Origin of the sequence: Pseudomonas sp. I8001, assembly GCF_013385345.1 — a bacterium.
GTDB lineage: Bacteria > Pseudomonadota > Gammaproteobacteria > Pseudomonadales > Pseudomonadaceae > Aquipseudomonas.
Map to the genome: position 1 here is coordinate 19,924 of NZ_JACAQC010000016.1, position 22,527 is coordinate 42,450.

The window sequence follows — 22,527 nt, forward strand, 5'->3', positions numbered from 1 at the left end:
GGGAGGCCGCTGTGCTCTTGATTTTGATCTGACTGCCCCATCCAGCCCGAGGCCGAACGCAGGCAGTGCGCAGCAGCCAACCTGCAACTACAGCCCCATCACCCGAGCCAAGGATTGGCCGCCAAATGCTCACGCTCAAACGCCTTGATCTGCTCACTGCGCTGCAACGTCGTGCCAATAGCATCCAACCCCAACAACAACGCAGTCTTGCGCAACGTATCGATCTGGAACGCAATCACCTGCCCGTCCGCCAAAAGGATCTCCTGCGCCTCCAGGTCCACACTGATCTGCGCCTGCTCAGGCTGACTCACCATCTGCCCCAACCGCTGCAACACCGCCTCCTCCAGCGTGATCAACAACACCCCGTTACGCTGGCAGTTGTCATAGAAAATCCCCGCAAAGCTGCTGCCGATCAACGCGCGAATGCCCATCTGCTTCAAGCCCCACACCGCATGCTCCCGGCTGGACCCACAGCCGAAGTTCGGCCCCACTACCATGAAGCTCGCGCCCTGCCAGGCCGGCTGGTTCAGCACAAATTGCGGGTCAGGCTCACCCGAGGGCAAAAAGCGCAAATCAAAGAACAACCCGCGATCCAGCCCGTTGCGGTCGATGCCCTTGAGAAACTGCTTGGGCATGATCACGTCGGTGTCGATATTGGCCGCCAGCATCGGCGCCGCCTTGCCGGTGATCCGAGTGAAGGGTTGCAAGCTCATGTGCGGTCTCCAAAGTGGCGAATATCCGTCAGCCGGCCAGTGATGGCCGCAGCGGCGACCATGGCCGGGCTCATCAGGTGCGTGCGGGCACCCGCGCCCTGGCGGCCTTCGAAATTGCGGTTGGTGCTGGAAGCGCAGCGGTCGCCCGGCTCCAGCACGTCGTCGTTCATCGCCAGGCACATCGAGCAGCCCGACTGGCGCCATTCAAACCCGGCGTCGATAAAGATCGCGGCAAGGCCTTCGGCTTCGGCCTGGTCACGCACTTCGGTGGAGCCCGGCACGATCATCGCCCGCACATGGTCGGCCACGTGCTTGCCGCGCACCACGCTGGCGGCGTCGCGCAGGTCTTCGATACGGGCGTTGGTGCAGGAGCCGATAAACGCGTGGCTGATCACAATGTCGCTCAACGGCATGCCGGCTTCCAGGCCCATGTAGTTCAAGGCGCGGCGCATGTCCTGGCGCAGGATCAGGTCGCTGATGTCTTGCGGGTCCGGCACGCGGGCGCCGATGGGGGCGGCCTGGTCGGGGCTGGTGCCCCAGGTGACCATCGGCTCAAGGGCGCTGGCATCCAGCTGCACTTCGAGGTCGAACACCGCGTCGGCATCCGAGTGCAGTTGGCGCCAGCCCACCAGGGCGCGTTCCCACAACTCGCCCTTCGGCGCGCGTGGCTTGCCCTTGAGGTAAGCGAAGACTTTTTCATCCGGCGCCATGAACGCTCCACGTGCGCCGGCTTCCACCGCCATGTTGCAAATGGTCATGCGCGCCTCGACGCTCAAGGCATCGATGGTCGACCCACAAAACTCAATGGCGTAGCCGGTGGCACCCGAGGCACCGATCTTGCCGATCAGCGCCATGATCACGTCCTTGGAGGTCAGCCCACGGGCCAGTTCGCCGTCCACGGTCACACGCAGGCTTTTCAGACGCTTGTAGACCAGGGTTTGCGAGGCCAGCAAATGCTCGATTTCCGAAGTGCCAATGCCAAAGCCGAACGCGCCCAAGGCCCCGTAGGTGGTGGTGTGGCTGTCGCCGGCGGCGATCACCATGCCCGGCAGGATAAAACCCTGCTCCGGGGCGATCACATGTTCGATGCCCTGGCGCTTGTCGAGGATATCCAACAGCTCGATCCCGAAATCCAGGCAGTTTTCCGCCAGGTACGACACCTGGCGCGCGCCGCCCGCATCCGGCATGGTCGCTATGCGCTTGGGCGTGGTGGGGTTCACATGGTCGACCACCGCCAGCGCCGTACCGGGCCGCCACACACCACGGCCCGCCTCGCGCAAGCCGCTGAAAGCTTGCGGGCTGGTGTATTCATTGATCACCTGGCGGTCGATGTACAGCAGCACATGGCCCTGGTCATCCAGGCGGCACACCGTGTGGGAATCGATGTGTTTGTCGTAGAGGGTTCTGGCAGAAGTCATTATGGGGCTCGCTCAACGGTATGACCCCATCATAGGCAGCGCCCCCGCCCTATCAATCCCGCCTTGGTGATGGCTCGGAACATGTTTCGTGTTGCATGAATGCGTATCTGAAACATTTACTTTCATATCCGCCTTAGGGTTTTGTGTTTCTCATCCGTCTTAACTTAGATACAGCCGCTCGCGTCAGCAAAAGCTACGGGTGGCGTTTTCCGGGCCTTTACCGCCTCCCTCCGATCAAGACCCTCATTCACATGTCGAAGAAGTCACGCTCAAAACTCTGGTTTCTCGTGCACAGCTGGCTGGCATTGCCCATCTGGTTCTTTGTGCTGATCGTCTGCGTCACCGGCACCCTGGCGGTGGTCAGCCAGGAGATCGTCTGGCTGGCCAACCCGGACATCCGCGCCAGCAAGCCGTCGGACGATGCCGAACCGCTCACCTACGACCAGGTGATCGGCGCCATCAAGCGCGCCGAACCCCAGGTGATCGTCGAATCCCTGAGCCGCCCGGACGAATCGCACTTCGCCCTCAGCGCCGACCTCAGCTACCCCGACGGGCGCTCGCTGGAGGTCTACGTCAACCCATACACCGGGGTGATCCAGGGCATCAGCCCATCGTTCAACTTCCAGCAATTTACCCGTGCCCTGCATGGCTGGTGGCTGGTGCCTTTCACCAATGGCTACAGCTGGGGCTGGTACCTGGTCTCGCTGCTGGGCTTGCCGCTGCTGGCCTCGCTGGTCACCGGCCTCGTGGTCTACAAGCGTTTCTGGAAAGGTTTTTTCAGGCCGACCCTGCGCATTCGTCACGGTGCGCGGATTTTCTGGGGCGACTTCCACCGGTTGAGCGGCATCTGGTCGATCTGGTTTATCGCGGTGATCTCGATCACCGGCACCTGGTTCCTGATCCAGGCGATCCTGGGCGATAACCAGATCACCATTTCCAGCGAGCCGATCGTCCCGGCGATTGCCCGCGACAAAGTGCCGATGTCCGCCCCGGGCGTACCGGCGCCCATGATTCCCCTGGACGAGGCGATCAACATCGCCACCCAGCGCATTCCCGGGCTTGAGGCCAGCTTCGTGAGCCTGCCCAGCAACGCCTACAGCCACCTGCGCATCGGCGGGCGTGGCTGGTACCCGCTGATGTTCCAGACCGCGGAAATCAACCCGTACAACGGCGAAATCGCCGCCTCGCACCTGCTGTCCGACCGTTCGGCCCTGGAGTTCGTCACCGAATCCATGCGCCCGTTGCACACCGGGGACTTTGGCGGGATCTGGATCAAGCTGATCTGGGCCTTCTTCGGCCTGGTGCTGAGCATGATGGTCTTGAGCGGCTTGCTGATCTGGACCAAACGCACGGCCCTGGCCACCCTCAATGCGCTGAAACGCGAAGCCAAGGCAGCCCGTCAACCGGCGAAAACCCAGGCCTTGCAGGCTGAGACCACGGAGGCCAACCCATGAACAAGGCCATGACGGTTCAACCCCCCTCGCCCCTGCGGGCCTTCTGGCTCAAATGGCGCTTCCACATCAATATCCTGCTGTTGCTGGTGCCCCTGGGCTTCATGCCCAAGTACTTTGCCGACGCGGCACTGTTTCGCGGCGACAGCGGCCTGGGCGAACGGGAGATCGGCGAAGTACAGGTCGGCCCCTGGAGCCTGAAGCTCGCCGAGCTACGCAACGAGCCGCCGCGCCCGGACCCGGCAGGCCCGATGAAATCCTTCAACGCTGCCCTGTGTGCCACGTGCATCGACCAGGTCAAGGCGACCTACCTGCGTATCGGCAAGCCCCGCAGCCTGCGGGCGGCCGGGGTGATTTTCTTTGGCACCCCATACCGCATGGGCGCCGCGTTGCCGATCCCTGAGCGCACCCCGCTGGACGCCGAAGTGTGGATCACCATGGAAGGCTGGGACGGCGCCATGCACCAGGCCTCCATTCCCTTGAGCCAGGCATCGCCGGCCACCATCGACTGGCTGAAAAAACGAGGAGTTAAACCATGACTTTGCCGCAACTGGCCCGCACCGTTGGCGCGCTGATCCTCAGTGCCGGTTTCAGTACCGTCGCCCTCGCCCACAACCCGATGTGCGAATGCAAGGAAATCGCCGGCGAGCAGATCCAGTGCACCGGTGGTTTCTCCGATGGCAGCGGTGCCCCCGGCGTGACCCTGGACGTGATCGGCTACGACGAGACCATCCTGGTGCCCGGCAAGCTGGGAGAAGACTCGAAGCTGACCTTCAAGAAACCCTCCGCCGAGTTCTACGTGTTGTTTGATGCCGGCCCCGGCCACGTGGTGGAAATCGACCAAGCGGATATCCAGCCCCAATGAGCCGTACAACCCAAGTCGTGCGCCCGGCCGGTGCCGGGCACGAAACCCTGTATGTCCTGCTGTTGTGCCTGATCATCCTCGCCGTTGCCGGCACGGTGGTGGCCTTGCGCGGTGAAAGCCAGGAGATCGCCGCCGTGCCCAGCCACCAACTGGACGCCCGCCGCGACCTCAGCGCCGCCGAGCAAGGCATCTATGCCGACCTGCGGGTGACCCTGGATGAAATCCACTTGCTGCAGGAGGAACACAGCGCCCTGCCGACGCCTGAACAGCTGGCCGAAGAGGGCTTCGCGCCCTTCGCCCAGGACGCCAGTTCGGTGAGCCGTGGCGACCACCGCTGGCAGTTGCTGGACGCGGCCTATCTGGGCCTGAGCCAGACGCCGGACCTCAGCGGTTCGCTGTTGATGCGCATCCGCGGCGCCGAGCCGGATATCTGGCTCAACCGCAGCGCCCACCTCACCGCCCCCACCGACCTCACTGACCAGGCGCTGATCAGCGCGGGCTGGCAGCAGGTAGTCGCGCAATTCGATGCCGGTGTCACCCGCCAGCATCGTCACTGAATTCACGTTGCAGCCGAGAGAAGACCATGTCTATTTCATCTCCATTATTACGCCTGGTGCTGGTCGGCCTGATCACCGTGCTGCTGGCCCCGTTCGCCAGTGCCGACCCGGCAAAACGCCTGCGCATCGGCATCACCCTGCACCCGTATTACAGCTACGTCGCCAATATCGTCGGCGACAAGGCTGAAGTTGTCCCGCTGATCCCGGCCGGTTTCAATCCCCATGCCTACGAACCCCGCGCCGAAGACATCAAACGCATCGGCACCCTCGATGTGATCGTGCTCAACGGCGTCGGCCATGACGATTTCGCCGACCGCATGATCGCCACCAGCGAGCGCCCGGACATCCCGGTGATCGAGGCCAACGCCAACGTGCCGCTGCTGGCCGCCACCGGCAACGCTGCGCGCGGTGCCGGCAAGGTGGTCAACCCGCACACCTTCCTGTCCATCAGCGCCTCGATTGCCCAGGTGAACAACATTGCCCGGGAACTGGGCAAGCTCGACCCGGACAACGCCAAGACCTACACCCAGAACGCCCGCGCCTACGGCAAGCGCCTGCGCCAGATGCGCGCCGACGCCCTGGCCAAGCTCACCAGCGCGCCCAACCCCGACCTGCGGGTGGCCACCGTGCACGCGGCATATGACTACCTGCTGCGGGAATTCGGCCTGGAAGTCACCGCCGTGGTGGAACCGGCCCACGGCATCGAGCCGAGCCCCAGCCAGTTGAAGAAAACCATCGACCAACTGCGGGAACTGGACGTGAAAGTGATCTTCTCGGAGATGGATTTCCCGTCCAGCTACGTCGACACCATCCAGCGTGAATCCGGGGTGAAGCTGTACCCGCTGTCGCATATTTCCTATGGCGACTACAGCGCGGAAAAATACGAAGTGGAAATGACCGGCAACCTCAACACCGTGGTGCGGGCGATTCAGGAGTCCGGGGCATGACGGCGGCTGAACACCTGAGTGTGGCCAGCGTTGGCCCGACCCTCGACTTCGATAACGTCGCGCTGACCCTGGGCCGTACGGTGATCCTCGATGCAGTGAGTTTCCAGGTGCAGCCCGGCAGCATCCATGCGCTGGTGGGCCCCAACGGCGGCGGCAAAAGCTCGCTGATCAAGACCCTGCTGGGGCAAACGCCGCACCAGGGCCAGTTGAGCCTGCATTGGCCGGATGCATCCGGCACCATCGGCTACGTACCCCAGGCGCTGGAGTTCGACCGGGGCTTGCCGATGACCGTCGACGATTTCATGGCCGCGATGTGCCAGCGGCGTCCGGCGTTTCTCGGGCTGTCCAAACATTACGCCGCCGCGATTGGCGACGCACTGGAACGGGTCGGCATGCAGGACAAGCGCAAGCGGCGCATGGGGGCCCTGTCTGGCGGTGAACGCCAGCGGGTGCTGTTGGCCCAGGGCTTGATCCCGGCACCGCACTTGCTGGTGCTGGACGAACCGATGTCGGCGCTGGACGAAGCCGGGATCCAGGTGTTCGAGCGGCTGCTGAACGATTGGCGCCAGGCCGGGATCACCGTGCTGTGGATCGAACACGACCTGGAAGCCGTCGGCCGCCTGGCCGATCGCGTCACCGGCCTGAACCGCCACGTGCTGTTCGACGCCACGCCGAAAGAAGCACTGACCCCGGACCGCCTGCTGACCCTGTTCTCCACCCACCCACGGAGCCCGGCCTTATGAGCTATGAAGCCTTTCGCCTGATGGTCCAGGGCTGGGCGTCTTCCGGGTATCTGCCGGAAGCGCTGGCCTATGGATTTGTAGTCAACGCCCTGCTCGCCGGCCTGCTGATCGGCCCGGTGCTGGGCGGTTTGGGCACCCTGGTGGTGGTCAAGCGCTTTGCGTTCTTTTCCGAAGCCGTGGGCCATGCCGCACTGACCGGCGTGGCCGTGGGCATTCTGCTGGGGGAACCCTACACCGGGCCTTACGGCAGCCTGTTCGGCTACTGCCTGTTGTTCGGGATCCTGCTCAACTACCTGCGCAACCGCACCGGCCTGGCGCCGGACACGCTGATCGGCGTATTCCTCTCGGTGTCCCTGGCCCTGGGCGCGAGCCTGCTGCTGATTCTGGCGGGCAAGATCAACGTGCACATTCTCGAAAACGTGCTGTTCGGCTCGGTGCTGACCGTCAACGGCAATGATCTGTTGGTGCTGGCGATTGTCGGCGCATTGGTGATGGCCCTGGCCCTGCCGCTGTACAACCGCATCATGCTCGCCAGCTTCAACCCGCAGTTGGCGGCGGTGCGCGGGGTGGCGGTGAAGACCCTGGACTACCTGTTCGTGATCCTGGTGACCCTGATCACCGTGGCGGCGGTCAAGGTCATCGGTGCGATCCTGGTGGGTGCGTTGCTGGTGATTCCGGCGGCCGCCGCACGCCTGTTGAGCCAATCGCTCAAGGGCTTCTTCTGGATCTCGGTGGTGATCGCCACCGTCAGCACCCTGTGCGGGATCCTGCTGCCGATCATCTTCGACCTGCCGATTCCGTCCGGTGCCGCGATCATCCTGGTAGCCGGTATCGCCTTCGCCCTCGCCGCCATCGCCCGCGGCACGGTCCCCAGCCTGAAAGGGAATCTTGGATAATGCGCCCGATGTTTCGACCACTGCTTCTGGCCCTGGCCATTGCCACACCGGCATTCGCCGCCGACGGCGTCAAGCCGCTACAGATCACCGCCAACCAAGGCGTTGGCCATGTTGCCTTGAACCAGGCCAAGGCGACAAAACCGGTAAAAGTCCTCGCCGCCTTGCCGATCACCTATGGCTTGGCGCAGGTGTTGCTCAAAGGCACTGACGTACAGCTTGAGCGCGCGGCACCGGCCAACCTGCCCGGCTCGCGGCAAGTCGCCTATTTCACCGGGCGCGGTGCGCAGGCGCTGAACACCCTGGCGCTGGACGCCGATGCAGCCATCGGCCTGCGCTCGCTGTGGCCCGACGACCCGCTGTACCCGGTGGCCCGGCGCAGCAATATCCGCATCGTCGAAGTCGACGCCGCGCGCCCGGTGGACGGCGGCTTGCCGGGGATTGCCGTGCAGCCGGGCGCCACCGACGGCCTGAACAGCCAGCCGTGGCAAGCCATCAACAACATGGGGCGTATGGCCGATGTGATGGCCGCCGACCTGAGCCGTCTGGCGCCCGAGGCCAAGCCGCAGATCGAAGCCAACCTGGCCGCGCTCAAGCAACGCCTGCTCAAGCTCACCGCCGACAGCGAAGCGCGACTGGCCAAGGCCGATAACCTGACGGTGGCCAGCTTGAGCGATCACTTTGGTTATCTCGTCAGTGGCTTGAACCTGGAGCTGGTCAGCACCGATGCAAGGGCGGATACCGAGTGGACACCCGAGGCGTTGCAGCAACTGAGCGAAGGCTTGAAGGAGAATGAGGTGGCCGTGGTGCTGCATCACCGCAAGCCAAGCGATGCGGTACAGGCGGCGGTCACGGCGGGCGGGGCGAAGTTGCTGGTGCTGGGCACCGATGGCGCCGACCCGGTGGCGGAACTGGAAGGCAATGTGGATCAGGTGATCAAGGCGCTGTAACGCGCCTCTCACCGGCGAAACACAGTAAATGTGGGAGCGGGCTTGCTCGCGAATGCGGTGTGACAGTCAACACATACGGTGACTGAAACAACGCCTTCGCGAGCAAGCCCGCTCCCACATTTGAGTCGGTGTTATGCCCGAGGTCCGGGTCAGCCGGCAAGTGCCTGGCTATCCATCTTCTGGCGCAGGCTCAGCGGACGCATGTCGGTCCACACTTCTTCGATGTAGGCCAGGCACTCCTTCTTCATCCCGCTCTTGCCCACGGTGCGCCAGCCTTCCGGCACGGCCTTGTAGTCGGGCCAGATGGAATATTGTTCTTCATGGTTGACCACTACCTGAAACAGGATGTCTTCGCGGTCGAATACTGAGGTCATTGCTGTTCTCCGTCGGTGTAAGGCTGGCTGCGCACCACGCACAGCTGATGTAAGAAGGAACGTGCCAGCCCGATAAAAAATTAGAGGCTGGTGACTGACGCCGCCAGGGCGCGACCAAAAATCTCGGCCACACGGTCGATTTCTGCGGCAGTAATCACCAGCGGCGGCAGGAAACGCACGACGCTGCCGTGTCGCCCGCCCAGTTCGAGAATCAACCCGCGCTTGAGGCATTCACGCTGCACCAGCGGCGCCAGTTGGCGATGCACCGGCGGGTGGCCCTGGGCATCAGGCGCACCGGCGGGGTCCACCAGTTCCACACCGAGCATCAGCCCACGGCCACGAATGTCCCCCAACTGCGGGAAGTCGCGCTGCAGGATGCGCAGGTGTTCGCCGAGGCGCTCGCCCATGGCGGCCGCGTGGGCGGGAATGTCGTGGTCCTTGAGGTAACGCATCACCGCCGAGCCGGCCGCCATGGCCATCTGATTACCGCGGAAGGTCCCGGCATGGGCGCCCGGCAACCAGGTGTCGAGCCAGTCGCGATACACCACCACCGCCAGTGGCAGGCTGCCGCCAATGGCTTTGGACAGCACGACCACGTCCGGGACAATGCCGGCATGTTCGAAGGCAAACATCTTGCCGGTGCGACCAAAGCCGCTCTGGATTTCGTCGACAATCAACGCCACACCAGCCTGCTCGGTAATGCGCCGCAGGCCGCGCAGCCAGTCGAGATCAGCCGGGATCACGCCGCCCTCGCCTTGCACCACCTCGACGATCACCGCCGCCGGCAGCAATACACCGGCCTCGGGATCGTTGAGCAGGTTTTCCAGATAATGCAGGTTGACCTTGACCCCTTCCGCGCCGCCCAGCCCGAACGGGCAACGGTAGTCGTACGGGAATGGCAGGAATTGCACGCCATTGCCGAGCAAGGCGCCCAGTGGCTTCTTCGGCCCCAGGCTGCCCATCAGGCTCAGGGCGCCTTGGCTCATGCCGTGATAACCGCCCTGGAATGACAACACCGTGCTCCGCCCGGTGGCGGTGCGCACCAGTTTCAGCGCGGCCTCCACCGCATCGGTGCCGGTGGGGCCGCAGAACTGGATCTTGGCTTCCTGCGCCAGCGCCGGCGGCAGCAGGCCGAACAGGTCCTGCACGAATTGGTCCTTGACCGGCGTGGTCAGGTCCAGGGTGTGCAACGGCAATTCATCGCTCAGCACCTGGCGAATGGCATCGATCACCACCGGGTGGTTGTGCCCCAGCGCCAGGGTGCCGGCACCGGCCAGGCAATCGATAAAGCTGCGGCCTTCGACGTCCTCGACATAGATCCCACGGGCGCGCTTGAGCGCCAGGGGAATGCGCCGTGGGTAGCTGCGGGCATTGGATTCCTGCTGGCGCTGGCGGGCCAGCAGCGGGGTTTCATCGAACTGGTAAAGCGTTTCCGCAGGGACCGCCTGGGTCTCTTCGATACGGCTGGTAGCGACTGACATCTCTCGATCCCTCAATACGCTGATGATGGTGACCAAACTGCCCACCCGTTGGCGCCAGGCCCAAGGGCCGCGCACGGATTTCCTGTTCTGGAAACGCATCAGCGAAGGGAGGATTTACACCTGTGGTCGTTAAAAACAGCTTTAGCGGATTTACCCGGCCACCCCGGTGTATTTTTCATTCAACGCATACAGGATCGCGCAGGTCTGCGCATCCAGCCGCCCACTGTAGTCAGAGGGCCGAAAATGCATCTGGAACGCACGGACACGTTGCTGGAAACCCAGGCGATTTTTCGCCGGGGCATAACCGTAGCGCTGGAACGCCCGCTCCACCTCAACCTCTGGCGGCAGGCCGATGTCGAACCGACGTTGATAGGCCATCTTGGCCACCTCTTCATACCAGGCCCCCACGCCCGCCTCGAACAGGCAGCGCCATGGCAAGCGGGGGCCGGGGTCGCTCTTGCGCCAATAGGCAATGTCGGAATGCCCGAGGATGTCGGTAGGACCGATCGCCGGGTAACGCACCTGAATGTCACGAATCAAGGCGATCAACACGTCAATCTGCTCTGCGCCATACGCCGGGAAGGTCAAGACACCGGCGTCATCCCGGGCCTGGTTGACGATTTCAATGCCGATGGAGCGGCTGTTGAGGTTATCGCGCCCGGCCCAGTGGCTGGTGCCGGCGTGCCAGGCGCGTTGCGCTTCGTCCACCAGGCGAAATACCCGCAACTCGTCATAGCCGGCGGCGTGGTAGCTGGCGTCATGGGGGTCGGCCAACAGGTAGTGGGCACTGAAACCGTCGCGGGTCAGTGCACGCAATGACGAGGCAAAGGGCGCGGCGGTGTAATGCACAATCACCTGGCGCACGGCCTGGCCATTGCGCTCATTGAAGTCGTTTGCGGGATACGTGGAATCGATAACCAACATAAGGGCTGTCCTTTTCAACACAGGCCGAGTCATTCAGCCGGTTCAAACACAAAAAATTACCGCCATCCTGAAGCGTTGCGCTTGAGGATGGCGGTAGCTATGTGTGCTGTGAAAAGAAGGTTTCAGCGCCGCAACGGCATGCCCAGGTCGACGCGCATGCCATCGGCCTGGCTGTCGAATTTCAGGGAGCACGAGCAGCGCTGCACGATGGCCTGGACGATCGCCAACCCCAGACCGCAACCCGGGCTGTTGCCGTTGCGCCAGAAGCGCTGGGTCAAGTGTTGCAAGTCTTCGCTGGAAATCGGCGCGCCATGGTCACGCACCCGGAACACCACATTGTCGCCAGCGCTGGACACACTCAGCTCCACCCGGGTATCGGCCGGGGTGTGGCGCAACGCGTTGTCCAGCAGGTTGCGCAGGGCGGCGACGGCCAGGCCCACCGGCATTTCCAAAGGTTTTTCGGACAAACCGTCTGCCAGGATCAGGTCAATACGCTGATTGTCGCCGCCGTTGGCATCCTGGATCGCCAGTTGCGCAACTTGCTCGGCACTCGATTGCAGGCCGTCATCAAACGACAGGCTGCCTTCGACCCGCGCCAGCAGCAGCAACTGCTCAAGGGTGCGGTGCAAGCGGTCGGCGCCCTCTTCAGCATGGGCCAGGGACTGGTCACGGGCGGCGCCTTCGGTCATGCGCGCCACTTGCAGGTGGGTCTTGATCGCGGTCAACGGGCTGCGCAGTTCGTGGGCCGCGTCACCGGTCAAGCGGCGTTCGCGTTCGATGGTCTTGGCGATGCGTTGCAGCAACTGGTTCTGGGTGTCGAGCAGTGGCTTGAGTTCGCTGGGCAGCGGGCTGATCTGCAACGGTTCGAGGGAGTCGGCACTGCGGCGCATCAAGGCGTCACGCATGCGGTTGAGCGGCAACAGGCTCTGGCCGATCCCCAGCCACAACAGGCACAGGCAGCCCAACAATGCCACGCCCACCGGCACCGAGGCGGCCAGCAGGATCGACAGGTTCAACGCTTCACGCTCCACCTGCCGGTCGGCGGTGGTGATAAACAAATCGCCACGGGACAGGGTAAAGCTGCGCCAGCCCACGCCATCAATCATCTGGTCGCGAAAGCCGCTCTTGCGCGACTCCAGGCCCTGGTCCGGAGTGGTGTGGCTGCGGGCGAGCACCACGCCACGCAAGGAACTGACCTGGCACGCCATGCCGCCCGGTACATTCAACTGTTCGGCGCTGAAGTGCGCGCCCTCCCCCGTGCTGGAAAGGCCGGGCATCTGCTCCATCAGGCCCGCCACCATGCGTGCCGACGCCACCAGGCGCTGGTCGAGGGAAAACATCATCTGGTTGCGCAGGTCGTTGAGCATCCACGCGGCGGCCAGGACCCAGATCAGCACGAAGGCTGCGCCGAGCTTGAAGGTCAGCCGCAGGCGCAGGCTCATCACGAAGCGTCCTCTCCACCGTCAGCCGGGCCCAGGCGATAGCCCAGGCCGCGCACGGTTTCGACGATGCCGTTGCCGAGTTTGCGCCGCAGGTGGTGGATGTGCACGTTGAGGGCGTTGCTTTCCAGTTCGTCGTTCAGGCCGTAGACGCTGTCCTTGAGCTGCTCGCTGGAGAGCACCCGACCACGGTTTTGCAACAGGGCCTGCAACAGCGCCTGCTCGCGGCGGGACAGGTCCACCGACTCACCGCCCAGCAACGTTTCGCGGCTGCTGGGGTTGTAGGTCAGGCGCCCGTGCTCGATCAGGTTGACGCTGCGGCCGGCTACCCGGCGCAACAGGGTGTGCAGGCGTGCGGCGAGTTCGCGCAGGTCGAAGGGTTTGAGCAGGTAGTCGTCGGCACCGGCCTGCAGGCCGTCGACGCGGTTGGTCACCGAATCCCGTGCGGTCAGGATCAGCACTGGAATCTCCAGGCCCTGGCTGCGCAGTTGCTGCAACAGCTTCAAGCCGTCTTCATCCGGCAGGCCGAGGTCGAGTACCATCACGTCGAATTCCGCCACCTTGAGCATCGCCCGGGCAGCCGCAGCCGTGCCGACGCGCTCGACCGTCAGGCCCTGGGCGCTGAGCCCGGCAACAATGCCGCTGGCGATCAGCTCGTCGTCTTCACAGACCAGTACGTGCATGGTGAACCCTTTGCAAAATGTGAGGGTGATTAAAAAGGCAGTGGATTAAGCGTGCATTATGCCGCCAACGCCAAGAATCCCGGATAATCCCTTCTTTCTAGGATAGCCCGGTTAATCATCGGTTAATCAACGCCACACATTGTGTGTCCCACTTGCTTCGAACTAAGGCTTGATCATGCGGCATCTGTTTATCTTCCTGCTGGTGTTGTTTGCTGGATTCACCCAGGCCGCGCCTGGCAACAATCCATTCGAGACCAAACCCGACTTCCTCCCGGTGGGCAAAGCCTTCACCTTTACCTCCGAGCGTCTGGCCTCCGGCGAAACCCAGTTGTATTGGCAGATTGCCGACGGTTACTACCTGTACCAGCAGCGCATGAAATTCGATGGCCTGGCCGAAAAGCCGACGTTGCCCCAGGGCGAAGCCCACAGCGACGAGTTCTTCGGCGAGCAGCAAGTCTATCGCCAGGGCCTGGAAGTGAAGATTCCCGCTGGCGCCACCGGCCAGGTCAAGCTCGGCTGGCAAGGCTGCGCCGATGCCGGCCTGTGCTACCCGCCGCAATCGATCACCGTGGACCTGGGCGGCAACCCTGCCGTCGCCGCCACCGGCCAGGCCCAGGACCAAAGCCTGGCCAGCGGCCTGCAACAACGCAGCCTGGGCTGGAGCCTGCTGGTGTTCTTCGGCCTGGGCCTGCTGCTGGCCTTCGCCCCGTGTTCCCTGCCGATGTTGCCGATCCTCGCCGGCCTTGTGGTCGGCAGCGGCGCCAGCCCACGGCGCGGCTTTGCCCTGGCCGCCAGCTACGTGGTGTGCATGGCGCTGGTGTATGCCGCGCTCGGTGTATTGGCTGCGCTGCTCGGCGGCAACCTCGCCGCCCTGCTGCAAACCCCGTGGATCCTCGGCAGCTTCGCTGCGTTGTTTGTGATTCTCGCCCTGCCGATGTTCGGCTTCTTTGAACTGCAACTGCCGGCCTTCCTGCGCGATCGCCTGGACAACGTCAGCCGCAACCAAAGCGGCGGCAGCCTGGTAGGCGCCGGCGTGCTCGGCGCCCTGTCCGGCTTGCTGGTGGGCCCGTGCATGACTGCGCCCCTGGCCGGCGCGCTGCTGTACATCGCCCAAAGCGGCAACGCCTTGCACGGCGGCCTGATCCTGTTTGCCATGGGCATCGGCATCGGTGTGCCACTGTTGCTGCTGGTGACCGTGGGCAACCGCTTCCTGCCCAAGCCTGGCACCTGGATGAATATCCTCAAGGGCATCTTCGGCTTCCTGTTCCTCGCCACCGCCGTGCTGATGATTCGCCCGGTGGTCGGTGAAACCCTGTGGCTCGGCTTGTGGGGTGTGCTGGCGCTGGTCATGGCCTACTGCGGCTGGCGCCTGGCCCGCGATTTCGGGCGTACCGCCATGCTGTTCGGTGCCGGTTCGCTGGTGTTGGGCCTCTGGGGCAGCGTATTGGTGATCGGCGCGGCCGGCGGCAGCGACGACCTCTGGCAACCGCTGAAGGTCTACAGCGGCTCGCGGGCAGCCGGTGCTCCCACCGCCCACGAAGCCTTCATGACCATCAACGACCCGGCCGTGCTGCAAAGCCAGCTCGACAGTGCCAAGGCCCAGGGCCAATGGGTGCTGGTGGACTACTACGCCGACTGGTGCGTGTCGTGCAAGATCATGGAAAAACAGGTGTTCGGCAAACCCGAGGTACTGGACGCCCTCAAGGATGTGCGCCTGCTGCGCCTCGACGTCACCGCCGACAACGCCGCCAGCCGCGAGCTGCTGGGCCGCTACAAGGTTCCCGGCCCGCCGAGCTTCGTCTGGATCGGCCCCGACGGTGAAGAGCGCCGCGCCCAGCGCATCACCGGCGAAGTCGACGCTGCCGCCTTCCTGCAACGCTGGACCCAAGCCCGGGAAGCCCTCTGATGCTGACACTGACCATCGGCACCTTCGCCATCGCCCTGAATCACTTGCTGCTGATCACGGCGTTGATCCTCGCCACCCTGGTGGGCTGGCGGGTGGCCAAGCGCGGCGGCGAGAACCCCGAGTCGGTGCTGTTCACCCTGTTTCTGCTGGGCATGCTCGCCGCACGCATCAGCTTCGTGCTGATGTACTGGTCGTACTACCAGAATGACCCGCTGCAAATCGTCGACCTGCGCGACGGCGGTTTTCTCGCCTGGCCCGGCGTGATCGTGCTGATCATCGGCGCGCTGATCTACGGCTGGCGCCGCCCGCTGCTGCGCAAGCCACTGAGCGCCGGTGTGATCACCGGCCTGGCGTTCTGGGCCTTGACCAGCCTGTCCCTGACCCTCTACGAAAAAGGCACGCACCTGCCGGACATTGCCCTGCGCAACGCCAATGGCGAAACCGTGCAACTGGCCGACTACAAGGGCGGCCCGCTGGTGATCAACCTGTGGGCCACCTGGTGCCCGCCGTGCCGGCGCGAAATGCCGGTACTGGAAAGTGCCCAGCGCCAGCGCCCGGACGTGACCTTCCTGTTCGTCAACCAGGCCGAAAGCATGCAAAGCGTCGCCACCTACCTGGCGACCCAGGGCCTGAACCTGGATAACGTGCTGTTCGACGCCAGCGGCCGCCTCGGCCAGGCCGTCGGCTCCATGGCCTTGCCCACCACCCTCTTCTACCAACCTGATGGTCGCCTGATCAACAGCCACCTGGGCGAACTCTCACAGGCCAGCCTGGCCCGCGCCATGGAGCGCTTCGAGCCGACCCCCGCCAAACCGGCCCTGCCGGCCACCACAAGGAATTCGCCATGCTCCGCCTCCGCCACCTGCTGACACTCCTGCCCCTGACCCTGGCCGCCAGCCTGGTCCACGCCGAAGACTGGCCGGCGCCGATCAAGAACATCGAAGCCAAGGGGGCCAAGATCATCGGCAAGTTCGATGCGCCCAGCGGCCTCACAGGTTACGCGGCGCAATACCAGAACCGTGGCATGGCGCTGTACCTGACTGCCGATGGCAAAAGCGTGATTGCCGGCAACCTGTACGACGCCGATGGCAATGACCTGAGCACCGCGCCGCTGGAGAAACTGGTGTATGCGCCGATGGCCAAGGAAGTCTGGGCCAAGATGGAACACAGCAACTGGATCCAGGACGGCAACAAGGACGCGCCGCGCATCGTGTACCTGTTCAGCGACCCGAACTGCCCGTACTGCAATATGTTCTGGGAGCAGGCGCGGCCTTGGGTGAAGTCGGGCAAGGTACAGTTGCGGCACATCATGGTGGGGATTATCCGTGAAGACAGCCCGGGCAAGTCGGCCGCGCTGTTTGCCGCCAAGGACCCGCAACAGGCCTTGGAAGCCCATGAGTCGGCCGGTAAAGGCAGCAAGTTGCAGGCGCTGGAGAAGATCCCGGCGGATATCCAGGCCAAGCTTGATTCGAATATGAAGCTGATGGACGAACTGGAGTTGTCGGCCACGCCGGCAATTTTCTATCTGGATGACAAGGGTGGATTGCAGCAACAGCAAGGAGCGCCGTCGCCGGATAAGCTGGTGAAGATTCTCGGTCCGAAATAAGCAGACTGTTGGAAAAGGCCTCCCAAAAGCCGGAGGCCTGTATCCTTCAAGCGACCAACTCCAAGCAGATCAAACCTCCTCCACCACCAGTAACGTCACATCGAAGTCATTGCCGGGGTTCCCCATCTGACGATTATCAACGCTGAGCCTTGTCGTTGAAGTGGCAGTAAAGGTTCCTTGGAGCAACTGCCAAGACAACCCAGGAGAGGTGATCGAAGTAATATCGGCCCCGTTTGCCACCAACACCATAGAAGGCTTTGGAGGTGAGCCGCTATTGTCACGTATCCAAGCACTGAACCTGTAAATACGGCCTGACTGCAGTTGAGTGTAGAGTTTGAAAAGCTTTTCGCGCTGTGTAACGGGGTTACTGGTGTACGTATTCCCCCAATCAAACAAGTAATACCCCGACGCAGCTCCCGGCACTGCCCCGGTTTTAAGTACCAGGTCACCCTGAGATGCTGCTCCCGCCCCTCTTTGCCAGTTATTCCAGCCTTTCTGGTTCGGGTTAAAGTCAGTTACATCTTTCATAGGCTTGGTAAAAACCAAACTCAGTACTGGGAAGACGATCTCCTGACCCGGGCTGGGACTGCCATCCGGCGTGCAGCCGAATGTCACGACCAACGGTGTAAGGTTACGCAACTGCTCCAACTCGGAGCGCAGGAGAACCCGTCTCAGGCCGTTCTCAACATCCCCCTCGGTAATCAGTTCGGCCATCATCACCCTGATGACATAGGCGCTCCCATCTTCCCTTGTGCCGTCTACTTGTAGCCAACCTCTCTGCCCCGCCAGGATAAACCACCATTTTTCCACAGTAATATGGGCATCTCCCGCGAATGTCCGCAGGTCCAGAATACCGCTTTGGGTCGCAGGTGGCGTGGCCTCGGGCACTACCGGCACCGGCAGCCGCACCGGTACACTGATGCGCAAATTGAGCGTTTTGGAGGGTGCCCGCTTGCAGGCACTGGTGACGGTGTAGTTAATCTGGATCGTTTTACCGGCGCCTTGAATCACCGCTTCACGGGGGATTGGGAAATCCACATAACCCGGGTCGCCGTTGCCGGGCTCCGGCGCCAACGGCAAGCGGGTACCGTCCGACCGAATCCAGTCCAGGCTGATCATTTGCCCCGAGCTGATGTGTGCATACTCCACACGCACCGTCACACCGTCCCGACCGTTCCAAATCGTCAGGTCCTGGCCGACTGCCTCCAGCACCCTTGGTGCGTCGAGCACCAGCGCTTCCTGTTCAAGCTCCAAGTGCAACACCGGGAACCGTTCAGCGCTGGCCAGATCAACCTGGCCATTGAAGTTCACCGCAAAGTGCACGCTCAACCCACTGCAATCCGCCAGTTTTTGCAGCTCATGCCGCGACAGCACCGCACTGACGCCGTCGTGCAACCACTCCTCGGCCAGCGGCTCCCCCTCCAGCACATCAAAATGGTAAGGCGTGCCATCGTCCAATTCACCGGTGGCCCATAACCAGCAAGGCTGGCCCAAGGCACGATAAGGGAAAGGAATCACCAGGGCTTGTGCGTCACCGTGGAAGGTATTGAGGTCCAGTACATGGCCTGTGGCCTGGAGAACCTGCGGTGCAGGCAACTCGCTGACATTGAGAATTTGCACATGGCGTTCAGGCGATGGCCACGTCTGACCTTCCCGCTGGACCGTGTAATGGACCGTGACCTGTTCATTGAAATTGGCGCTGATAGCCGAGGGTGGCACGTGAAATTCCACAAACGCCTCATCGCCAGCATTTTTACATTCCAGCTGCGGGCTACCCGCCCCGGGCGTGCCCTCCCAATAGGCACACACCCAGTCGCATGGGCACATCTGCTCATAACTGACCCGGATGGTAGCCCCCTCCTGGGCATTGACCGGATTGAGTGCATAGTGTTCAGGCGAAATCAGCGTCGCTTCAACCAGCGTAGGTGCCACGAGATTCAAATGGGGTTCAGTGAGCACCGTCAATGTGGTACTCGGAAAAAGTCTGGATGCATCATCCTCCGGACCGTTAAAGGCCACGATAAATACCAGGGTCAGTTGACTGCCCTGTTTAAGCCCCCGCAGTTTGTCCAAGGGTAAAGCTCTGCGCCATCCCTCATGCACCTCGGCTTCTGTCACCTGCTCGTGATTGACCAGGCGAAGCGTAAAGGCGCTCCCGTCCGCCAGGGTGCCATGGAGGTCCAGCCAAACGAACTGAATCGGATCAATAAACACCCAAGGCGTCACATACACCTGCGGGTCTTGCCCACACAATACTGTAAGGTCCAACACCCCATCGACCGCCTGAGGCACGTCAGGATGGGGAAGATCGTTGAACGGCAATGTCACATAAATATCGCTCTCACTGCTGGAAAACTCCTCGCCATTATGGGTAACCACACAACGAAACAGCGCAAAGCGATTGATACGCAGCCCGACGTAATAGGGCGGGATATGAAAATCCACACACCCCTCTGTCACACCATGCAGGGGCTCAGGCGCATATTCTTCCCCTGGCAAGCTCTTCCAGAACACCCGAATGAGGTCATCCTCACTCATTCCTTCATAACAAACTCGAAGCGTTGCGCCGTCGATCGCATCAAGCGGATCCAGCCTTCGTCCCACAGCTTGAACCAATGTAACCTCAGGAACGATGGCGGTTGCAGATTTGGCAGGCATACCTAAACTCCTTTTCCATGAGAAGAGCGCCTCATGACGGACTGAAACCAGTCCGACTGGCGAGCCCTTATCAAATGCTGAAAAAGAAACCGAATCTACTGTCAGAATTCACAGTTCCAACCTCAAAAACCACGCCGCACGACGAGTGGCACGTCGTGGCACGAGTGATTTTCTATCTGGATGACAAGGGCGAACAGCAAGGAGCGCCGTCGCCGGATAAGCTGGTGAAGATTCTCGGTCCGAAATAATCAGCCCTAGCCTGTAAAGACAATGCCCGCATCGAAGCGGGCATTGTCTTTTCAGCGCGGATTAAATCCCCTCGACCAGGAAATCATCCATGTACCAATCGTTGCCGCTCGTAGCGCCTTCATGGCTATAGATTTCCAGCAGCACGGGAGCGATGGTTGGCGTAAAGGTGAAGCTCAGTGTGTGCCAGTTCAGGTCAACCAACTCTTCCACCGGTGTTTGTTGAATGGAGTCTTTGCGCAACGATAACTTGGGCGTCGCGAACGCAACGCTGTACCGTCGAACCCGTACGGAAAACCGGTAAGTAAAACCGCTCTCCAAATCCAAGAAGCGCCGCTGCAGGATCGGGCCGAAACTGTTATTGGTAAATGTGAAATTCCTGACTGCGTAATCGGGCTTGCCGTCAGGTCCCGTCCCCATATATTCAATGCTGATATCCCTGGCATCGGGTGCGCCTGACCCTACGGTCCATAAACCCAAGGTCTGATCGTTGAAATCCGTCAGGTCTCTGTACTGCTTGCGCAACAGCAACATCAGCACAGGGAACACAATTGCTTCGCTCACATGGGAGCTGCCGTCCGCCGTAACCTTGAACACGATGTTCAATACGGACCTGTGGCGAAACTTTTCCAGTTCCTCACGAGGCAGAACGTGCGACAACCCATGGTTTGCCTGCTCTTGCGTGATCGGCTCATTGACCAGCAGCTTGAGGGTATGGGACGACCCGTCGAGCAAGGTTCCCGTACATTCCAGCCAGCCCTTTTGCCCCGCCAGGATGAACCACCAGGCTTGCAGCGTAATCTCGGCATCCCCGGTAAAGGTGCGCAAGTCCAGTGTCCCCTGGCCACCGGGCAATTGAGTGGCCTGCGGCACCTCTGGCGCAGGCAAACGCTGCGGGACACTGATCTGTAGCTCCAGGTCAGCTGACGTGACGTGCTTGCATGCGCTCGCGACGCTGTAACTGACGGGCACTGTTTTGCCGCTTCCAGCGATTACAGCCTCGCGGGGAATGGTGAAGTCAACGTACTTCGGATCAGTGTTACCCGGCTTGGGTGGCAACGGCAGGCAACTACCGTCCGATTGTGTCCAACACACGCTGATCTCGTCATGAGCACTGATGTGGTCATATTCCACCCGTGCCGTCACGCCATCACGGCCATTCCATACCGTCAACTGCGAGCCCACGGCCTCCCGAATGGTCAAGGGTTTCAGGACCAGGTCTTCCTGATGAATATCCAGGTGCAGCACAGGAAACGGCTCGGCGCTGGCCCTGTCGGACCGGCCATCGAAGTTCACCGCAAAATGCACGTCAAAGCGGCTGCAATCGGCCAGTTTTTGCAGGTCGCGCCGGGACAGCAGCGTACTGACGCCCTCCTGCAGCCATTGCTCGGAGAGCGGCTCGCCATCCAGCACATCGAAGCGATAAGGCGCGCCATCTTCCCGCTCACCGGTTACCCACATCCAGCAGGGCTGCCCCAAGGCGCCGTAGGCATAGGCCGCCACCGTCAGTTGCGCGTCCCCCTGGAACGTATTGAGGTCCAGCGTACTGCCCGTGGCCTGTTCCACCTGCGGCTTGGGCAGGCCGGAGATATTCAGGATTTTTACCGGTCGCGGCAGCGCCGACCAGGTTTGCCCTTCCCGTCGGACGGTGTAGCGGACCGACACCTGCTTATTGAAATTGGCGCTGATGGCTGACGCCGGCACATTAAAATCAACAACGTCCCGATTGTCGGCCTGCTTGCACTCGAGTACCGGAGTGCCTGCCCCGGCAGTCCCTTCCCAGAAGGCGCAAACCCAGTCGCAAGGGCACATATGCTCATAGCTGACCCGGATGGTCGCACCGTCCCGGGTATTGACCGGATTCAATACGAGATTTTCAGGTGTGATTTGCGTGGCTTCCACCACCGTGGGCGCTACGAGATCCAAATGAGGCTCGATGAGCAACGTCAACACCAAACCAGAAATCAGCCGATACACCGGACTGGAATCCGCACGCGGCAAAAACTCAACGTAGAACGCAATATAAAGCTCACTGTCATGCTTGAGCGTGGCCAGCTCGGCACGAGACAACTTTCGGGTCCAGCCATGGCGCACGTCCTCATCTGTTACCGGTGCATCTTCATAAGGGTAGAGACTGGCCTTGGACCCATCAGGGTAAATCCCCCCGATATAGACCTGAGCCACTTGAACCGGGTCGATGAACGGCCAGGCGTCGACATGCAGAACCGGGTCTTCACCGCACAACAAGGACAGGTCCAGAACACCACCTGAGGCTTGAAAGATCTGCAGTTGCGGCAAATTGGACGGCAACTTGATGAACACGTCGGCAACGGGGGAAGGATGTTCCTCGCCATCGCGGGTAACGACATAGGAAAACAGCGCGAAGTTATCAATGCGCAGCCCTACGTAATACGGGGGTACGTGGAACTCGACCGAGCCCGCTTCGACGCCATCCAGGGAGGCAATCGGCGCGTATCCCCCCGGTGTCGACTCCCAGCGCAACGCAATACTGTCGGTGCTGAGCATCCCTTCGTAGAACACCCGGACAGTAGCCCCCTCCAGCAACTGGAGCGGGTCAACCCGGGGCTCTCCCTCGGCTTCGACCAACTGTGGCTTGGGCAGGTCAAGGGTCAACGGTGATGACTTGGGCATGATAGAACTCCATTTCAACGA

Annotated in this window: 20 protein-coding genes and 1 pseudogene; 12 read left to right on the forward strand and 9 right to left on the reverse strand. The window is 62.0% G+C overall.

The window, feature by feature from the left end:
- Positions 1-98: 98 nt before the first annotated feature.
- Positions 99-713 (reverse strand): 3-isopropylmalate dehydratase small subunit, encoded by a 615-nt coding sequence (leuD, locus tag HX839_RS14555; RefSeq protein ID WP_003208984.1) that lies wholly within the window; start codon positions 711-713, stop codon positions 99-101.
- Positions 710-2,131, reverse strand: a complete 1,422-nt coding sequence (leuC, locus tag HX839_RS14560) for a 3-isopropylmalate dehydratase large subunit (protein WP_177067234.1) — start codon at positions 2,129-2,131, stop codon at positions 710-712. Before leuC ends, leuD begins: the two co-directional genes overlap by 4 nt.
- Before the next feature lie 251 nt (positions 2,132-2,382).
- On the opposite strand from leuC, the gene HX839_RS14565 reads away from it, so the two are divergent.
- Genes HX839_RS14565 through HX839_RS14600 form a run of 8 tightly spaced genes read left to right on the forward strand, consistent with a single transcriptional unit; the run spans position 2,383 to position 8,537 of the window.
- Positions 2,383-3,585 (forward strand): PepSY domain-containing protein, encoded by a 1,203-nt coding sequence (locus HX839_RS14565; RefSeq protein ID WP_087695105.1) that lies wholly within the window; start codon positions 2,383-2,385, stop codon positions 3,583-3,585.
- Complete coding sequence (locus HX839_RS14570; protein WP_008431660.1) at positions 3,582-4,121, forward strand: hypothetical protein; 540 nt, start codon at positions 3,582-3,584, stop codon at positions 4,119-4,121. Before HX839_RS14565 ends, HX839_RS14570 begins: the two co-directional genes overlap by 4 nt.
- A complete protein-coding gene (locus HX839_RS14575; protein WP_003208992.1) occupies positions 4,118-4,447 on the forward strand; it encodes a hypothetical protein in 330 nt (109 codons plus the stop codon). The genes HX839_RS14570 and HX839_RS14575 overlap by 4 nt, the downstream gene beginning before the upstream one ends.
- Positions 4,444-5,004: a DUF6162 family protein gene (locus HX839_RS14580; RefSeq protein WP_102605703.1), complete on the forward strand. Its 561-nt coding sequence runs from the start codon at positions 4,444-4,446 to the stop codon at positions 5,002-5,004. Before HX839_RS14575 ends, HX839_RS14580 begins: the two co-directional genes overlap by 4 nt.
- Before the next feature lie 26 nt (positions 5,005-5,030).
- A complete protein-coding gene (locus HX839_RS14585) occupies positions 5,031-5,951 on the forward strand; it encodes a metal ABC transporter substrate-binding protein (RefSeq protein WP_023659272.1) in 921 nt (306 codons plus the stop codon).
- A complete protein-coding gene (locus HX839_RS14590; RefSeq protein ID WP_177067235.1) occupies positions 5,948-6,694 on the forward strand; it encodes a metal ABC transporter ATP-binding protein in 747 nt (248 codons plus the stop codon). Before HX839_RS14585 ends, HX839_RS14590 begins: the two co-directional genes overlap by 4 nt.
- A complete protein-coding gene (locus HX839_RS14595; RefSeq protein WP_003208998.1) occupies positions 6,691-7,590 on the forward strand; it encodes a metal ABC transporter permease in 900 nt (299 codons plus the stop codon). The genes HX839_RS14590 and HX839_RS14595 overlap by 4 nt, the downstream gene beginning before the upstream one ends.
- Positions 7,590-8,537 carry a metal ABC transporter solute-binding protein, Zn/Mn family gene (locus HX839_RS14600; RefSeq protein ID WP_134327059.1) on the forward strand — a complete coding sequence of 316 codons (948 nt, stop codon included), beginning with the start codon at positions 7,590-7,592 and terminating at the stop codon, positions 8,535-8,537. The genes HX839_RS14595 and HX839_RS14600 overlap by 1 nt, the downstream gene beginning before the upstream one ends.
- Positions 8,538-8,686: 149 nt before the next feature.
- Here the strand turns inward: HX839_RS14600 and HX839_RS14605 are convergent, their stop codons facing one another.
- From HX839_RS14605 to HX839_RS14625, 5 genes are all read right to left on the reverse strand, one after another.
- Positions 8,687-8,911: an MbtH family protein gene (locus HX839_RS14605; protein WP_003209001.1), complete on the reverse strand. Its 225-nt coding sequence runs from the start codon at positions 8,909-8,911 to the stop codon at positions 8,687-8,689.
- Positions 8,912-8,991: 80 nt separating this feature from the next.
- A complete protein-coding gene (locus HX839_RS14610; RefSeq protein WP_087695097.1) occupies positions 8,992-10,392 on the reverse strand; it encodes an aspartate aminotransferase family protein in 1,401 nt (466 codons plus the stop codon).
- A 150-nt stretch (positions 10,393-10,542) separates the two neighbouring features.
- Positions 10,543-11,316 (reverse strand): N-acetylmuramoyl-L-alanine amidase, encoded by a 774-nt coding sequence (locus HX839_RS14615; protein WP_177020577.1) that lies wholly within the window; start codon positions 11,314-11,316, stop codon positions 10,543-10,545.
- 122 nt (positions 11,317-11,438) lie between these two features.
- Positions 11,439-12,758 (reverse strand): ATP-binding protein, encoded by a 1,320-nt coding sequence (locus tag HX839_RS14620; RefSeq protein ID WP_008431673.1) that lies wholly within the window; start codon positions 12,756-12,758, stop codon positions 11,439-11,441.
- Entirely contained in the window at positions 12,758-13,438 is a 681-nt protein-coding gene (locus tag HX839_RS14625; protein ID WP_003209011.1) for a response regulator, read from the reverse strand. Before HX839_RS14625 ends, HX839_RS14620 begins: the two co-directional genes overlap by 1 nt.
- Before the next feature lie 175 nt (positions 13,439-13,613).
- On the opposite strand from HX839_RS14625, the gene dsbD reads away from it, so the two are divergent.
- Genes dsbD through dsbG form a run of 3 tightly spaced genes read left to right on the forward strand, consistent with a single transcriptional unit; the run spans position 13,614 to position 16,950 of the window.
- The gene (gene dsbD, locus HX839_RS14630) at positions 13,614-15,344 is read left to right on the forward strand and encodes a protein-disulfide reductase DsbD (protein ID WP_177020578.1); all 1,731 of its coding nucleotides are present in this window, start codon (positions 13,614-13,616) and stop codon (positions 15,342-15,344) included.
- Positions 15,344-16,213, forward strand: a complete 870-nt coding sequence (locus HX839_RS14635; RefSeq protein ID WP_008431675.1) for a TlpA disulfide reductase family protein — start codon at positions 15,344-15,346, stop codon at positions 16,211-16,213. The genes dsbD and HX839_RS14635 overlap by 1 nt, the downstream gene beginning before the upstream one ends.
- Positions 16,189-16,950, forward strand: a complete 762-nt coding sequence (dsbG, locus tag HX839_RS14640) for a thiol:disulfide interchange protein DsbG (protein ID WP_003209017.1) — start codon at positions 16,189-16,191, stop codon at positions 16,948-16,950. The genes HX839_RS14635 and dsbG overlap by 25 nt, the downstream gene beginning before the upstream one ends.
- Before the next feature lie 69 nt (positions 16,951-17,019).
- Here the strand turns inward: dsbG and HX839_RS14645 are convergent, their stop codons facing one another.
- The gene (locus HX839_RS14645; protein WP_102605700.1) at positions 17,020-19,608 is read right to left on the reverse strand and encodes a hypothetical protein; all 2,589 of its coding nucleotides are present in this window, start codon (positions 19,606-19,608) and stop codon (positions 17,020-17,022) included.
- A gap of 167 nt (positions 19,609-19,775) precedes the next feature.
- Between HX839_RS14645 and HX839_RS14650 the strand changes: the two are divergent.
- Positions 19,776-19,856 (forward strand): annotated as a pseudogene (locus HX839_RS14650) (thiol:disulfide interchange protein DsbG); the annotation flags it as partial.
- A gap of 61 nt (positions 19,857-19,917) precedes the next feature.
- Here HX839_RS14650 and HX839_RS14655 read toward each other — a convergent pair.
- On the reverse strand, positions 19,918-22,506 hold the full coding sequence (locus HX839_RS14655; protein ID WP_177067236.1) for a hypothetical protein: 2,589 nt from the start codon (positions 22,504-22,506) through the stop codon (positions 19,918-19,920).
- Between the last annotated feature and the right edge of the window lie 21 nt (positions 22,507-22,527).